General features: G+C 69.1%; 13 protein-coding genes. 8 read left to right on the top strand and 5 right to left on the bottom strand.

All coding sequences use genetic code 11. The features are described 5' to 3' along the window. Positions 1-51 precede the first annotated feature (51 nt). The gene (locus tag ACV22Z_RS16380; protein ID WP_448077341.1) at positions 52-1,614 is read left to right on the top strand and encodes a class I adenylate-forming enzyme family protein; all 1,563 of its coding nucleotides are present in this window, start codon (positions 52-54) and stop codon (positions 1,612-1,614) included. A 54-nt stretch (positions 1,615-1,668) separates the two neighbouring features. On the opposite strand, the gene xerD is transcribed toward ACV22Z_RS16380, so the two are convergent. The 3 genes from xerD to queG all read right to left on the bottom strand — a co-directional run bounded on the left by xerD (position 1,669) and on the right by queG (position 4,550). Next, complete coding sequence (xerD, locus tag ACV22Z_RS16375; protein WP_448077340.1) at positions 1,669-2,625, bottom strand: site-specific tyrosine recombinase XerD; 957 nt, start codon at positions 2,623-2,625, stop codon at positions 1,669-1,671. Next, a complete protein-coding gene (locus ACV22Z_RS16370) occupies positions 2,622-3,092 on the bottom strand; it encodes a methylated-DNA--[protein]-cysteine S-methyltransferase (RefSeq protein WP_448077339.1) in 471 nt (156 codons plus the stop codon). Before ACV22Z_RS16370 ends, xerD begins: the two co-directional genes overlap by 4 nt. Positions 3,093-3,314: 222 nt before the next feature. Next, a complete protein-coding gene (queG, locus tag ACV22Z_RS16365; protein ID WP_448077338.1) occupies positions 3,315-4,550 on the bottom strand; it encodes a tRNA epoxyqueuosine(34) reductase QueG in 1,236 nt (411 codons plus the stop codon). A gap of 17 nt (positions 4,551-4,567) precedes the next feature. Between queG and tsaE the strand changes: the two genes are divergently transcribed. Next, positions 4,568-5,122: a tRNA (adenosine(37)-N6)-threonylcarbamoyltransferase complex ATPase subunit type 1 TsaE gene (tsaE, locus tag ACV22Z_RS16360; RefSeq protein WP_448077337.1), complete on the top strand. Its 555-nt coding sequence runs from the start codon at positions 4,568-4,570 to the stop codon at positions 5,120-5,122. After that, on the top strand, positions 5,104-6,651 hold the full coding sequence (locus ACV22Z_RS16355) for an N-acetylmuramoyl-L-alanine amidase (protein ID WP_448077336.1): 1,548 nt from the start codon (positions 5,104-5,106) through the stop codon (positions 6,649-6,651). Before tsaE ends, ACV22Z_RS16355 begins: the two co-directional genes overlap by 19 nt. 64 nt (positions 6,652-6,715) lie before the next feature. Here ACV22Z_RS16355 and ACV22Z_RS16350 read toward each other — a convergent pair whose 3' ends face one another. After that, positions 6,716-7,594, bottom strand: coding sequence for an EamA family transporter (locus ACV22Z_RS16350; RefSeq protein WP_448077624.1), 879 nt, complete (start codon positions 7,592-7,594; stop codon positions 6,716-6,718). 364 nt (positions 7,595-7,958) lie between these two features. Between ACV22Z_RS16350 and ACV22Z_RS16345 the strand changes: the two genes are divergently transcribed. Together ACV22Z_RS16345 and trxA are read left to right on the top strand one after the other, a co-directional pair. Further along, positions 7,959-8,840 carry a pirin family protein gene (locus ACV22Z_RS16345; protein ID WP_448077335.1) on the top strand — a complete coding sequence of 294 codons (882 nt, stop codon included), beginning with the start codon at positions 7,959-7,961 and terminating at the stop codon, positions 8,838-8,840. Between the two features lie 51 nt (positions 8,841-8,891). Continuing rightward, on the top strand, positions 8,892-9,740 hold the full coding sequence (gene trxA / locus ACV22Z_RS16340) for a thioredoxin (protein ID WP_448077334.1): 849 nt from the start codon (positions 8,892-8,894) through the stop codon (positions 9,738-9,740). A gap of 163 nt (positions 9,741-9,903) precedes the next feature. On the opposite strand, the gene tcdA is transcribed toward trxA, so the two are convergent. Then, positions 9,904-10,761, bottom strand: coding sequence for a tRNA cyclic N6-threonylcarbamoyladenosine(37) synthase TcdA (gene tcdA, locus ACV22Z_RS16335; protein WP_448077333.1), 858 nt, complete (start codon positions 10,759-10,761; stop codon positions 9,904-9,906). Positions 10,762-10,889: 128 nt separating this feature from the next. Here tcdA and pdxH point away from each other — a divergent pair, with 128 nt between their 5' ends. From pdxH to ACV22Z_RS16320, 3 genes are all read left to right on the top strand, one after another. Beyond that, a complete protein-coding gene (gene pdxH / locus ACV22Z_RS16330; protein ID WP_448077332.1) occupies positions 10,890-11,534 on the top strand; it encodes a pyridoxamine 5'-phosphate oxidase in 645 nt (214 codons plus the stop codon). A gap of 126 nt (positions 11,535-11,660) precedes the next feature. Continuing rightward, a complete protein-coding gene (locus ACV22Z_RS16325; protein ID WP_448077331.1) occupies positions 11,661-12,881 on the top strand; it encodes a class I SAM-dependent methyltransferase in 1,221 nt (406 codons plus the stop codon). A gap of 23 nt (positions 12,882-12,904) precedes the next feature. Beyond that, positions 12,905-14,314, top strand: a complete 1,410-nt coding sequence (locus tag ACV22Z_RS16320; RefSeq protein ID WP_448077330.1) for a DUF72 domain-containing protein — start codon at positions 12,905-12,907, stop codon at positions 14,312-14,314. Positions 14,315-14,369: the final 55 nt, after the last annotated feature.

The following is a 14,369-nucleotide window of genomic DNA, read 5'->3' as shown; positions in this document are numbered from 1 at the left end:
CAAACAACGTCCCGCCGCGCCTCGGCCGCCTGCTCACATTCTGGAGACGCCATGACCCAGTCCATCCGCCCCTGCGCGCCGCTCGACGTCGACGCGCTGCTGGCCGCGTTGCCCGGCCGCATGGCCGATGTCCCAGCGCGCTGGGCCGCTCGCGCGCCCGATCATCCGGCGCTGATCGAGGACGCGCGCCGCCTCACGTATCGCGACCTGTCGCAGGCGGTCGACGCCGCCGCCGCGCAGCTCGCCGCGCTGGGCGTGTGCGGCGGCGACCGCGTGATGATCGTCGCGGAAAACTGCGTCGCGCAGATCGTGCTGCTGTTCGCGGCCGCCCGGCTCGACGCGTGGGCCCTCGTTTCGAATGCGCGGCTGTCGGCCGCCGAACTCGACGCGATCGCCGCGCATGCGCGGCCGAAACTGATCGCGTTCACCGGCGAAGCATCGCCGGACGCGCGCACGCACGCGGCGCGACACCACGCAGCGCCGGCGCCTGCTCTCGCGATCGACATCGGCGCGTGGTCGTATCGCGTCGATGCCGACGCGCCCGGCGAACCGGTCGCCGCGGACGGCGCGGCGCAATGCGCGGCGCTGATCTACACGACCGGCACCACCGGCACGCCGAAGGGCGTGATGCTGTCGCACCGCAACCTGCTGTACATCGCGGCGGCGTCCAGCACGCTGCGGCGCGTGTCGCCCGACGACATCGTCTATACGGTGCTGCCGGTGTCGCACGTGTACGGCCTCGCGTCGGTCTGCCTCGGCAGCCTGTATGCGGGCGCGACCTTGCGCATCGCGCCGCGCTTCTCGCCGGAAGCCGTGCGCATCGCGCTCGCCGACGAAGGCATCACGATCTTCCAGGGCGTGCCCGCGATGCACGCGAAGCTGCTCGAGCACCTGCATACGCACGGCCACGCGTGGCACGCGCCGCGCCTGCGTTTCGCGTATTCGGGCGGCTCGCCGCTCGACGCCGGCCTGAAGGCGCGCGTCGAACGGATCTACGGCGTGCCGCTGCACAACGGCTACGGGATGACCGAGAGCAGCCCGACGATCACGCAGACGCCGCTCGACGCACCGCGCAGCGACTGCTCGGTCGGCACGCCGATTCCGGGTGTCTCGATGCGAATCGTCGCGCCGGACGGCCATGACGTGCCACTGGGCGAAGTCGGCGAGATCTGGGTGTGCGGGCCGAACGTGATGCTCGGCTATTACCGCAATCCGGATGCCACACGTGCGGCCGTCACGCCGGACGGCTGGCTGAAGACCGGCGATCTCGCGCGGCAGGATGCCGACGGCGCGGTGACGATCGCCGGACGCAGCAAGGAGCTGATCATCCGCTCGGGGTTCAACGTGTATCCGGTCGAAGTCGAGCAGGCGCTGAATGCGCATCCGGACGTCGTGCAGGCGGCCGTCGTCGGCCGCGCGGTCGAGGGCAACGAGGAAGTGCTCGCGTTCGTCGAGCTGGTGCCCGGCGCGACGGCCACCGAAGCCGCGCTGCACGACTGGTGCGCGGCGCGGCTCGCGCCGTACAAGCGGCCCGCGCACATCCGCGTGCTCGACGCGCTGCCGGCCGCGTCGACCGGCAAGGTGCTCAAGCACAAGCTGCGCGACCTGATCTGAATCACGCGGCCCTGAAGCATGCGGCCGCGCCCTTACCCCAGCGACACCCTGGCGCTATCCGCGCGGGTGGTGCTGCGCATGCAGCGTCCTCAGGCGTTCGCGTGCGACGTGCGTATAGATCTGCGTCGTCGAGATGTCGCTGTGGCCGAGCAGCATCTGCACGACACGCAGGTCCGCGCCGTGATTCAGCAGATGCGTCGCGAACGCATGCCGCAGCGTGTGCGGCGACAGGTGTGCACGCACGTCCGCGTGCTGCGCGTGGCGCTTGATGATGTTCCAGAACTGCTGGCGCGTCATGCCGTCGCCGCGCGCGGTCACGAACAGCGCATCGGCCGCGCGTGCGCCGAGCAGCGCCGGCCGCGCATCGCGCAGGTAGCGCTCGATCCAGCCGTGCGCGACTTCGCCGAACGGCACGAGCCGCTCCTTCGAGCCCTTGCCCATCACGCGCACGACGCCTTCGTTGAGCCCGACCTCGACGGTCTTCAGCGTCACGAGCTCGCTCACGCGCAGCCCGCTCGCGTACATCAGCTCGAGCATCGTGCGATCGCGCAGGCCGAGCGGCGTGGCGACGTCGGGCGCGCCGAGCAGCGCCTCGACCTGTGCTTCGGACAGCGTTGACGGAAACCGCGCGCCCTGCTTCGCGGACGTGATGCGCAGCGTCGGGTCCGCCGTCACGCGGTGCTCGCGCACGGCCCAGCCGTAATAGCGACGGAACACCGACAAGCGCCGGTTCGACGACGTCGCCTTGCCGTCGCTGCGCGCGGCGATGTAGCCCTCGACCATCGCCTCGCTCGCGGCGTCGAGCGATGCATCGTGGGTTGCCGCAAGCCACTGTGAAAACAGCGCCAGATCGCGCCGGTACGCGTCGAGCGTATTGCGCGCGAGACCGTGTTCGAGCCACAGCGCATCGCAGAACACGTCGATCGACGTGCGGCTCGCGAGCAACTCGGGTGACGCCGCGGCCTCGGCTGTCTCGCCGGCGATGTCGGGGGATAGCAACGAATCGCTCATTGGTACGGCACGCCCTCGTGTGCGAGCAGCCAGCGCTTCACCTTGAGGAAGTAGCCTTCGTCGTCGTGGTTCGCAAAGCCGCCGAGGCCGCCCGACGCGACGACGCGATGGCACGGGATCACGAGCGGAAAGTAGTTCGCGCCGCATGCCTGGCCGACCGCGCGCGGCGCGCTGCCGATCTGCTTCGCGATCTGCCCGTAGGTCAGCACGGTGCCGGGCGGGATCTCGCAAATCGCCGCCCACACGCGGTGCTGGAACGCGGTGCCGACGTCGGCAAGCGGCAGGTCGAACGTGGCCGACGCCCGCTCGAAATAGCGCTCGATCTGCTCGACCGCGCGCCTGGCGAGCGGCGTATCCGGGTCGATGTGTTTCACCGATTCGGGCAGATAGACGATCTCGCGCACCACCGACGCATCCGTGCGTATGCCGACCTTGCCGAACGGCGCATCGATCACTGCATTGAACATTACTGCCTCCTGTCGGCCAGAGTTGGCGCTTTAGCGCCTACTCTGGTCCCATGCTTCGCGGTCGACCAGATGTCGACCCGACTTGACGCTTCAGCGCCTACTCCGGTCCCATGCTGCGCGGTCAACCCGATGCCGATCCGCATTCCGGACAAATCCTGCCAGCCCGCTTCACCGATCCATCAGACCCCGGCCGACACAGCGCACCGACACTCTACGCTGCCTTCACGCCGCGCGCAGCGCCCACTCGACATGCTCGCGCACGAGCGGCGAAGGGTCGTCCGCCCGCGCGCGCAATGCGGCGACCATCGCGTCGCGCACGCCCGCCGACAGCCGCTCGGCCGGCACGCGCAGCGCATTGCCGAGCCCGACCGCGAGATTGCGCAGCCAGCATTCATAGCCGATGCGCCTGATCGCGCTGCCTTGCATCCGCGTGTCGAAATCGTCGGCGCTCCAGCCGAACAGCTCGACGAGCGTCGCGCGATCGAGCCCGTGCCGCACGTCGAAATCGGCGACGGGCGCGGCCTGCGCGAACTTGTTCCACGGACAGACGAGCTGGCAGTCGTCGCAGCCGTACACGCGGTTGCCGATCATCGGCCGCAGCGGTTCCGGGATGCTGCCTTTCAGCTCGATCGTCAGGTACGAGATGCAGCGCCGCGCATCGACGCGATACGGCGCGACGATCGCGCCGGTCGGGCACGCATCGATGCAGCGCGTGCAGCTCCCGCAATGCGCGCCCGGCGTTTCGGGCGCCGTCTCGGGCGCCGTCTGCGCATCGGTCGGCAGCGGAATGTCGACGTAGATCTCGCCGAGGAAGAACAGCGAGCCCGCGTCGCGCTGCAGCAGCAGCGTGTGCTTGCCGCGCCAGCCGACCCCGGCCTTCTGCGCGAGTTCGACCTCGAGCACGGGCGCCGAATCGGTGAACACGCGGAAGCCGAACGCGCCGATCTCGCGCTCGACGCGCTCGGCAAGCGTCTGCAGGCGGTTGCGCAGCACTTTGTGATAGTCGCGGCCGCGCGCATAGATCGATACGACGGCCGCCTGCGGATCGTCGAGCCGGGCCCGTTCGCGCGCGCGCCAGTCGCGCGGCGCAACGGCGCCGTGCGGGTCGTCCGGCGCATCGTTGGCGAGCGTTTCGGCCGGCAGATACGCGAGCCGCGCGGAGATCACACGTCGCGTACCGGCCACAAGTTCGGCCGGCCGCGCGCGTTTCATCCCATGTTTCGCCATATAATCCATCTCGCCGTGGCAACCGGCTTCCAGCCAGGCGGCGAGGCCTGCTTCGGCATCCGAGAGATCGGTGTCGCTGATGCCGATCGCCCCGAAACCCAATTCGCGCCCCCACGCCCTGATGCGCGCGGCGAGCGCAGTCAACGCCGCATCGTCGAGCACGCACGGCGTCGCGCCTTCGTCCTGTGTCGAAGGCAGATCGGATGCGGCGAGTTCCGGTAATCGGTTCATCGCACTATTTTACGAGAATGCCAGCCACGCCCAGCCATATGCGTCATGCCGCCACGCTGCCCGCCCCGCTCGCGGAACGCGTGTTCGCGCTCGCCGACGAAGCGGCGACCGACGCCTTCGGCGCGCGCTTCGCGCATGCGCTCGATGCAGCTCGTGCCGAACTGACGCGCGCGCATGCGTTCGACGGCCTGCAGATCCAGCTCGTCGGCGATCTCGGCGCGGGCAAGACGTCCCTCGTGCGGGCGATCCTGCGCGGCCTCGGCCATCGCGGCCGCGTGCGCAGTCCCACTTATACGCTCGTCGAGCCGTATGCGCTCGAACGCGATGATGGGGAACTCGAGGTCTATCACTTCGATCTGTATCGTTTCAACGATCCGGCCGAATGGTCCGACGCCGGCTTTCGCGAATATTTCAATTCCAGCGCGATTTGCCTCGTCGAATGGCCGCAACAGGCCGGCACGCTGCTCGGCGTGCCCGATCTGGTCTTCTCGCTCGACGTGGACGGCGACGGCCGCGCCCTCACCGTCCGGGCGTACAGCGCTTCAGGAATCGCATGTCTCGAAAGATGTTGATCAAACCGTTCCGCTCGATCGAATCGGCGGCCACTGCGACGCACAACTGGCGGCGCCGGCAGATCCTGTGCGCGGGCGCGTCGACGCTCGTGCTCGGCCTCGCGGTGCCGCGGCTCGCACTGGCATCGTCGGTGCTCGGCGTGCGCGTGTGGCCCGCGCGCGATTACACGCGCGTGACGATCGAATCCGACCAGCCGCTGCAGAACACCCAACAACTGCTGCAGGGTCCCGACCGGCTCGTCGTCGACCTGAACGGGCTCGACCTCGACCAGGCGCTGCGCGACCTCGTGTCGAAGATCGCGCCGAACGATCCGCAGATCCAGTCGGTGCGCGTCGGCCAGTACCAGCCGCATGTCGTGCGGATGGTGTTCGACCTGAAGGGCTCCGTGAAGCCGCAGGTGTTCACGCTGCCGCCCGTCGGCACGTACAAGTACCGGCTCGTGTTCGACCTCTATCCGGCCGTGCCGCCCGATCCGCTGACCGACCTGATCGCGCAGACCGAACGCAAGGAACAGCAGCTCAACGAAGCGACGCGCGCGCAGCAGGTGCAGCCGCCGACCGCGCTGAGCGGTCCGACGCCGCCGCCCGTCGCGAGTCACGACAACAGCGACGCGTTCTTCCAGCGCTTCGCGCAGAACACGCCGGGCTCGGCCGCTGCGCCCTCGCCGCGCACTCCGCCCGCTGCGACGGGCGGCACGCCGGCCGCGCCGGCGAAGCCCGCGGTCAAGCCGCCGCCCGTCATCGCGCGCCAGGACGATGACGACGGCGGCGACGACACCTACAAGTTCACCGCGCCGAAATCCGGCAAGGGCGGCACCGTGCGCCTGCTGACGGTCGCGATCGATCCGGGCCACGGCGGTGAGGATCCGGGCGCGATCGGCGGCAGCGGCACGTACGAGAAGCACGTCGCGCTCGACATCGCGAAGAAGCTGCGCGCGAAGATCGATGCCGCGCCGAACATGCGCGCGATGATGACGCGCGACGCCGACTTCTTCGTGCCCCTCAACGTGCGCGTGCAGAAGGCGCGCCGCGTCGGCGCGGACCTGTTCGTGTCGATCCACGCGGACGCGTTCACGACGCCGTCCGCGAGCGGCTCGTCGGTGTTCGCGCTGTCGGACCACGGCGCGTCGAGCGCGGCGGCCCGCTGGCTCGCGAACAAGGAAAACGCGTCGGACCTGATCGGCGGCATCAACATCAAGACGCAGGACGCGGCCGTAAGCCGCGCGCTGTTCGACATGTCGACAACCGCGCAGATCCGCGATTCGCTGCGCTACGGCAACTACGTGCTGAAGGAAGTCGGCGGCATCAACAAGCTGCACAAGGGCTCGGTCGAGCAGGCCGGATTCGCGGTGCTGAAGGCGCCGGACATTCCGTCGATCCTCGTCGAGACCGCCTTCATCAGCAACCCGGACGAAGAGCGCAGGCTCAACGACGACAGCTATCGCGACCAGATGGCCGATGCGATCTTCCGCGGCATCAAGCGCTATTTCGCGGCGAACCCGCCGCTCGCGAAGAACCGGATGGCCTGACGGCCGCCCCCTTCCCGCCTCCGTTCCCGCGCGCCAGGCCGCCCGCATCGCGGCCGGCGCGCGGTCACGACGCCGCGAGCCGGCGCACCAGCGTCCCGCCGAACACGTTCACCGCGAGCCCGCCCATCACGAGCGCCGCGCCGATCATTTGCTCGCGCGTCAGATGCTCGTCGAGCAGCAGCGACGACGACGCGAGGCCGACGATCGGCACCAGCAGCGAAAACTGCGCAACCTGCGCGGCCGGATAGCGCGACAGCAGGCGGCTCCACAATCCGTAGCCGAGCAGCGTCGCAACGAAAGCAAGATAGACGACCGCAAAAATCGACGCGCCCGTCAGCGCGCCAAGCGCGGCCGCGATCCGCTGCGGCCCCTCGAACCCGAGCGACAGCAGGAAAAACGGCACCGGCGGCACGAGGCTCGCCCACACGACGAGCGACACGAGGTTCGCCTGCCCGACCTTCTTCGTGACGATATTGCCGAACGCCCACATCGCGGCCGAACAGATCGTCAGCAGGAAGCCGGCGAGCGTCATCGCGCGGCCGCCCTGCGACGCGATCACGACGAGCCCGCCTGCCGCGATCGCGAGCCCGAACAGGTTCTGCACGCGCAGCCGCTCGCCGAGGAACACCATCGCGAACACGAGCGTAAAGAACGCCTGCGACTGCAGCACGAGCGACGCGAGGCCCGCCGGCATCCCGACGTACATCGCGGTAAACAGGAACACGAACTGCCCGAGCTGGATCGTCGCGCCGTACAGCACGAGCAGCCGCCACGAAATCTGCGGACGGCGCACGAAGAACACCGCCGGCACTGCGGCGAGCGTGAAACGCAGCGCGCCGAGCAGCATCGGCGGCATCCCGTGCAAGCCGACCTTGATCACGACGAAATTCACGCCCCACGCCAGGATCACGACCAACGCCAGCAGCAGGTCCTTCGGGGCCATCATCTCAGTCTCCTCGGTCTGTTCGTTCTGAAGGCGGTCAGTGTACCGGCGTTTGGCGCGCCGTCCGGATTCCCCCGCGCTCGGCATGGAATCGCCGCGGCCGACGATGCCGGCGGACGACCGCAAGAAACGTGCTCGCGCCATACGCCATACGCCATACGCCATACGCCATACGCCATACGCCATACGCCACACGCCACACGCCACACGCCACACGCCATACGCCGAACACCGAACACCGAACACCGAACACCGAACGCGGCACGCCGCACGCCGCTCGAATGCCGTGCGTCGCTTCCCGCGCAGCCGACCGGGCTCCCAGTACAATGACCGGCATCCCCGCAGCCCCTCGACAGGACTTGCCATGACCGATTCCATCAAAGCGCTGCTGAAGCCGCACACCCGCGACATCGGCAACCTGCTGGTGCGCCGCACGCTGCCCGCGCTCGCCGCGCGCCTCGTCGGCCCGTTCATCTTCTTCGATCACATGGGACCGGCGACACTGCCGGCCGGCACGGGCCTCGACGTGCGCCCGCATCCGCACATCGGGCTCGCGACCGTCACCTATCTGTTCGAGGGCGCGATCCTGCACCGCGACAGCCTCGGCTCGCGGCAGGAAATCGTGCCCGGCGACGTCAACTGGATGACGGCCGGGCGCGGCATCGTCCACTCCGAGCGCACGCCCGACGCGCTGCGCGAAACCGGCCATACGGTGCACGGGATCCAGACCTGGGTCGCGCTGCCGCTCGCGCATGAAACCGACGAGCCGTCGTTCGAGCACCACGAAGCCGCGACGCTGCCGAAGCAGACGGTCGGCGGCGTCGCGCTGACGGTGATTGCCGGCGACGCATTCGGCATGCGGTCGCCCGTCACGACGTTCTCGCGCACGCTGTACGTCGCCGCGGAATTCGCGGCCGGCAGCCGCTTCGAACTCGACGCATCGCACGACGAACGTGCGGTCTATCTCGCCGAAGGCGATCTCGCGATCGACGGCACGCCGCTCGACCCTGCGCAAATGGCCGTGCTCGTGCCGGGCACGACCGTCACGCTGACGAGCAGCGGCGGCGCGCGCGTGATGCTGCTCGGCGGCGACAAGATCGACGGCGAACGCTTCATCGACTGGAACTTCGTCGCCAGCAGCCGCGAGGCGATCGAGCAAGCGAAGGACGCGTGGACGCGGCAGGAAATGGGCAAGGTGCCCGGCGAGACCGAGTGGATTCCGCTGCCCGAGCGCAAGCCGCGTTGAAATTCGCACGCGCCGCCCCCACCTGACGACATCCGAACTCAAGAGGACGACATGGACACCACGCTTGCCACTTTCGAGAAAGACGTCATCGAGGCCTCGCTGGATACGCCCGTGCTGGTCGACTTCTGGGCGCCGTGGTGCGGCCCGTGCAAGACGCTCGGCCCGCTGCTGGAAAAGCTCGAGAGCGACTACGAAGGCCGCTGGAAGCTCGTGAAGGTCAACGTCGACGAAAACCAGGAACTCGCCGCGCACTTCCAGACGCGCAGCATCCCGCACGTGATCGCGTTCGCCGACGGGCGCCCGGTCGACCAGTTCATCGGCGTGCTGCCCGAAGGGCAGCTGCGCGCGTTCCTCGACCGGCTGCTGCCGGCGCCCGAAGAGGCCCAGCGCCGCGCCGCGCAATTCGCGCTCGAGGAATCCCGCATTGACGACGCGCGCGCGCACCTCGAGGCCGCGCTCGCGCTGAACCCCGGCTTCGACGACGCGCGGCTCGACCTGATCGAGCTGCTGCTCGCGACCAACCACGTCGATGCCGCGCGCGCGGAGACCGAGCGCCTGTCGCCGCAGACCGTGCAAGACGGCGATCCGCGCTATCACGCGATCAAGACCCGTTTCGATGCGCTCGACGCGACCGCCGACCTGCCGCCGACCGACGCGCTCGAGGCCCGCATCGCCGAGAATCCGGCCGACCTCGAAGCGCGCTTCGATCTCGCGCAAAGCCTGATCGCGCGGCGTGCGTACGAAGGCGCGCTCGAGCAGTTGCTGGAAATCGTCGTGCGCGACCGTGCGTACGGCGACGACCTCGGCCGCAAGACGATGATCTCGGTGTTCGAACTGGCGGGAGACCGCCCGGACCTCGTCGCCGTGTGGCGGCGCAAGCTGAGCATGGCGCTCAACTGAGCCGGGCGCGCTGCGGCAACGGTCGCAGCCGCCCTGCGCCGCGCGCGGCGCCCGATGGCCGGCGCGGCCAGCCGCCGCCGTCCATCGGCCTGGCAATCCGTGTCGCGCGGTGCTGCCCTCATGCGCCGCAAGCCGCGCGCCGCGTCACACCTTCGTCACACCGTCATTGCGCAACGGCCCGCGCCGCGATCGCCCGCAGCGCATGCGCGGCGGCCGCGAAGCCGAAGCTCGCAGTCACGCACACGCTCGAGCCGAACCCCGCGCAGTTGAGCCCCGCGACATGCGCGGCCGCGGACGGCTCCGCGCCGTCCTCGAGGTCGCACGCGGCCGCTTCCGGGTAGATCAGCGGCTCGTCCGAATACACGGCGCTGACCTTGAAGCGCGCCTTCGGCCCGCGCGGAAAGCCGTGCTGCTTGCGCAACTGCGCGCGCACCTTCGACAGCAGCGGATCCTGGATCGTCAGCGCGAGATCGTCGATGCGGATGCGCGTCGGGTCGAGCTGCCCGCCCGCGCCGCCCACCGTGACGAGCGGCTGGCCGCGCGCAACGCACCACGCGATCAGCGCGACCTTCGTGCGCACGCTGTCGATCGCGTCGATCACGTAGTCGAAGCCGGCGCCGAGCAGCGCGTCGAAGTTGTCGGGTTCCGCGAAATCCTCGATCCGGTTCACGCGGCACGCGGGATCGATCAGCGCGATCCGCTCGGCCATCGCGTCGACCTTCGGCTTGCCGTAGTTGCCGTCGAGCGCGTGGATCTGCCGGTTCGTGTTGCTTTCGGCCACGTTGTCGAGATCGACGAGCGTCAACTGGCCGACGGCGCTGCGCGCGAGCGCCTCGGCCGTCCATGAACCCACGCCGCCGATCCCGATCACCGCGACGTGCGCGCGCTCGAACGCGGCGAGCGCCGGCGCGCCGTACAGCCGCGCAATGCCGCCGAAGCGTCGCGCGCGATCCACGTCAAGCTGGTTTTCCGGGCTCGGGGTAAGATCAGAGGTTATCGGGGCGGTGTCGGAGGAGGACATGGCGGCAAGGAAAGCGTAAGTCGTGCAGCCCCGTATTTTGCCTGATCTCTCCGTCCGCACGCGCCCCTGTGCACGCACGTTTCTTCCGCCTTCGCTATACTGGCCCCAGATTGAAGCGTTTGCATAACATGACGACACTCGCCGATCTCCGCATCAACTATTCGCGTGCTTCGCTCGACGAAGCCGACGCCACCCCGAACCCCTTCGCCCAGTTCGACCGCTGGTTCAAGGAAGCGCTCGCCGCCAAACTCCCCGAGCCGAACACGATGACGCTCGCCACCGTCGGCGATAACGGCCGGCCGTCCGCCCGGATCGTGCTGATCAAGGGCGTCGACGAACGCGGGTTCGTGTTCTTCACCAATTACGAAAGCCGCAAGGGCCACGACCTCGCGGCCAATCCGTACGCCGCCCTGCTGTTCTACTGGATCGAGCTCGAGCGCCAGGTGCGCATCGAAGGCCGCATCGAGAAGACGACCTCCGAGGAAAGCGACCGCTATTTCGCGTCGCGTCCGATCGGCTCGCGCATCGGCGCATGGGCGTCCGAACAGAGCGCGGTGATCGACAGCCGCGCGACGCTCGAGGCGCGCGAAAAGGAAATCAGCGCGCGTTACGGCGACGACCCGCCGCGGCCGCCGCACTGGGGCGGCTACCGCCTCGTGCCCGACTCGCTCGAATTCTGGCAGGGCCGCCCGTCGCGGCTGCACGACCGGCTGCTGTACACGCGCGACGCCGCGGCGCAGCACGGCTGGACGATCTCGCGCCTGTCGCCGTAAGCGGCAAGCGGGGCGCGCGGCGCGGCCGCCGATCATGTTTCGTGTTGCATCCGGGCGCCCGGCTTCGGGCGGGCGCCGGTCAAGAAACTTGGCTGCATTCGATTCAACGGACTACGGAGATTCCAAATGTTCTGGGAAAAGAAACTGGCACAGTGGGCGGACGATGTACGGGCGAAGGCGAACATTCCGGCGCGTCTTGTGTTGTGGAACGGCGATCAGCTCGATTTCGGCACGTTCGCCGCGCCGCGGGTCACGCTGAAGGTCAACAGCGCGTCGGCGCTGCCGCTGCTGCTCGAACCGAGCCTCGACAACCTCGGCGAGGCGTACGTGAAGGGCAAGATCGACATCGAGGGCAAGCTCTCCGACATCATCAATATCAGCTACTCGCTCGCGCGCAGCACGGTGACGAGCGCGAGCAAGCTCGCGCGCGTGAAGCGCTACTTCAATCACTCGAAGAACACGGACAAGAAGGCGATCCAGTATCACTACGACGTGTCGAACGAGTTCTACCAGCTGTGGCTCGACGAGAACATGGTCTACTCGTGCGCGTACTTCGAGAACGGCGACGAGGATCTCGCGACCGCGCAGGTCAAGAAGATCGACCACATCCTCACGAAGATCCGGCTGCAGCCAGGCCAGCGCCTGCTCGACATCGGCTGCGGCTGGGGCGCGCTGGTGCTGCGGGCTGCGAGCAAGTTCGGCGCGCAGTGTCTCGGCGTGACGCTGTCGCAGAACCAGTTCGACCTCGCGACCGAGCGCGTGAAGGCCGCGGGGCTGCAGGACAGGATCGAGATCCGCCTGCAGGATTACCGCGAGATCGACGGCCAGTTCGACCGCATCACGAGCGTCGGGATGTTCGAGCACGTCGGCCGCAAGAACCTGCCGCTCTACTTCTCGCGGATTCACGACCTGCTGGCGGACGACGGGATCGCGATGAACCACGGCATCACGTCGACCGATGCGGAAAGCGGCGAAACGGCACTTGGCGGCGGCGAGTTCATCGACCGTTACGTGTTCCCGGACGGCGAGCTCCCGCACATCAGCCTCGCGCTCGAAGCGGCGCAGCGCGGCGGGCTCGAGGCGATTGACGTCGAAAGCTTGCGGCGGCACTATGCGCGCACGCTCGACATCTGGACCGAGAACTTCGAAGCGAAGGCCGACCAGGCCCGGAAGCTCGTCGACGACGAAAAATTCCGCATCTGGCGCGTGTATCTGGCCGGCTGCTCGTATGCGTTCGAGCACGACGACGTGTCGATCTTTCAAATCGTGTGCCGCAAGGCCGGGCAGAGCGCGCAGACGCTGCCGTGGTCGCGGCGCTACATGTACGAAAACGCGCTGCCGCGCTAGGCGGCGCTTCACGCACGACATGCATGGGTAACGGCGGGACGCGGCGCAACACGCCGCCGGAGCGGCAACACGACGATTCGGGCGCGGCGCCCGCCAGCGGACAGTTCGACCTGTTCGGCGCGGCGGAAAGCCACCAGGACCCGCCGGCGCCGGTGCGCGACGGCGGGCCTCCGCCATCCGCCGCTTCGGCGCGTGGCGCTTCGCTGGACAACGCACCCGATCCGGCTTCGACGGACGACGATGCGCCGCCCGCCGCGCCGGCGCCCCGCGTTTCGCCGCCCGAACACCCCGGCCCTGCGTCACCCGACGACACCGCAATGCCGGCGGACGCCACACCCGACGGATCGCGGGTTTCACCTTCTCCGGCGGCAAATGCGCCCGCCGACGCTCCGTCCACCGGCATGCTGTGGGACGAACCCGCACCGCTGCCCGCCCCGAAGAAAGGCCGGCGCCGCGGTGTCCCGCCCGCGCCAATCGCGCCCGACGTGGCCGACGCCGCAGCCGGGCTGCCGCCGAACGTGCGGCTCGGCACGTCGTCGTGGTTTTTCCCCGGCTGGAATGGCATCGTCTACGACGGCGACTTCGCGCAGACGAAGCTGTCGCGCGAAGGGCTCGAAGCGTACGGCGCGCATCCGCTGCTGAAGAGCGTCAGCCTCGACCGGTCGTTCTACGGGCCGCTGTCTGTCGCCGACTACCTGCGCTACGCGCAGCAGGTGCCGGACGACTTCCGCTTCGTCGTCAAGGCGCCCGCCTCGGTCACCGACGCGGTCGTGCGCGGCCGGCGCGGCGAGCCGTCCGGGCCGAATCCGACGTTCCTCGACGCGCAGCTCGCGACCGACGAATTCGTGCGGCCGTGCCTCGACGGGCTCGGTCGGAAGGCCGGCGTGCTGGTGTTCCAGTTCTCGCCGCTGCCCGACCGGCTGCTGGCCGGCCCCGCGGCGCTGATCGAGCGCCTGTCCGCGTTCTTCGCGACGCTGCCGCCGCTGCCACCCGAGCCGGACGGCCCGCGCTACGCGATCGAGATTCGCGACGCGAGCCTGCTCGCGCCGCGCTTCATCCGCGCGCTGGCCGCGCTCGGCGTGCGCTACTGCGTCGGCCTGCACGCGCGGATGCCCGATCCGCTGCGGCAGGCGGCCGCGCTCGCGCTGCTCGACGGCGACGCGCCGGGCCCGCTGATCGTGCGCTGGAGCCTGCACGGCGGCTTCAAGTACGAACAGGCGAAAGCGAAGTACGAGCCGTTCGACCGGCTCGTCGACGAAGACCCCCATACGCGCACCGCGCTCGCCGAGCTGGCCGCCCGCTACGCGCTGGCCGGGCAACCCGTGATCATCACGATCAACAACAAGGCGGAAGGCTCGGCGCCGCTGTCGTGCATCGCGCTCGCGCGCGAGATCGCCGCCACGTGCGCACGCTGGCAGGGCGAGGCAGCCTGACGCCCGCACATGCGCGGCGGCGGCCTGCGCGCCGCACGCGCGCTCCCCGCGCCGC

Source organism: Burkholderia sp. PU8-34 (assembly GCF_053427725.1).
The sequence above is the reverse complement of the archived record's forward strand: the minus strand, read 5'-3'. Positions and strand labels throughout refer to the sequence as shown.

What these genes read in the sequence shown, in the direction of transcription:
- ACV22Z_RS16380 (WP_448077341.1), top strand. Translation starts at nt 52, where the DNA reads ATGACCCAGTCCATCCGCCCCTGCGCGCCGCTCGACGTCGACGCGCTG.
- xerD (WP_448077340.1), bottom strand. Translation starts at nt 2,625, where the DNA reads ATGAGCGATTCGTTGCTATCCCCCGACATCGCCGGCGAGACAGCCGAG.
- ACV22Z_RS16370 (WP_448077339.1), bottom strand. Translation starts at nt 3,092, where the DNA reads ATGTTCAATGCAGTGATCGATGCGCCGTTCGGCAAGGTCGGCATACGC.
- queG (WP_448077338.1), bottom strand. Translation starts at nt 4,550, where the DNA reads ATGAACCGATTACCGGAACTCGCCGCATCCGATCTGCCTTCGACACAG.
- tsaE (WP_448077337.1), top strand. Translation starts at nt 4,568, where the DNA reads ATGCCAGCCACGCCCAGCCATATGCGTCATGCCGCCACGCTGCCCGCC.
- ACV22Z_RS16355 (WP_448077336.1), top strand. Translation starts at nt 5,104, where the DNA reads ATGTCTCGAAAGATGTTGATCAAACCGTTCCGCTCGATCGAATCGGCG.
- ACV22Z_RS16350 (WP_448077624.1), bottom strand. Translation starts at nt 7,594, where the DNA reads ATGGCCCCGAAGGACCTGCTGCTGGCGTTGGTCGTGATCCTGGCGTGG.
- ACV22Z_RS16345 (WP_448077335.1), top strand. Translation starts at nt 7,959, where the DNA reads ATGACCGATTCCATCAAAGCGCTGCTGAAGCCGCACACCCGCGACATC.
- trxA (WP_448077334.1), top strand. Translation starts at nt 8,892, where the DNA reads ATGGACACCACGCTTGCCACTTTCGAGAAAGACGTCATCGAGGCCTCG.
- tcdA (WP_448077333.1), bottom strand. Translation starts at nt 10,761, where the DNA reads ATGTCCTCCTCCGACACCGCCCCGATAACCTCTGATCTTACCCCGAGC.
- pdxH (WP_448077332.1), top strand. Translation starts at nt 10,890, where the DNA reads ATGACGACACTCGCCGATCTCCGCATCAACTATTCGCGTGCTTCGCTC.
- ACV22Z_RS16325 (WP_448077331.1), top strand. Translation starts at nt 11,661, where the DNA reads ATGTTCTGGGAAAAGAAACTGGCACAGTGGGCGGACGATGTACGGGCG.
- ACV22Z_RS16320 (WP_448077330.1), top strand. Translation starts at nt 12,905, where the DNA reads ATGGGTAACGGCGGGACGCGGCGCAACACGCCGCCGGAGCGGCAACAC.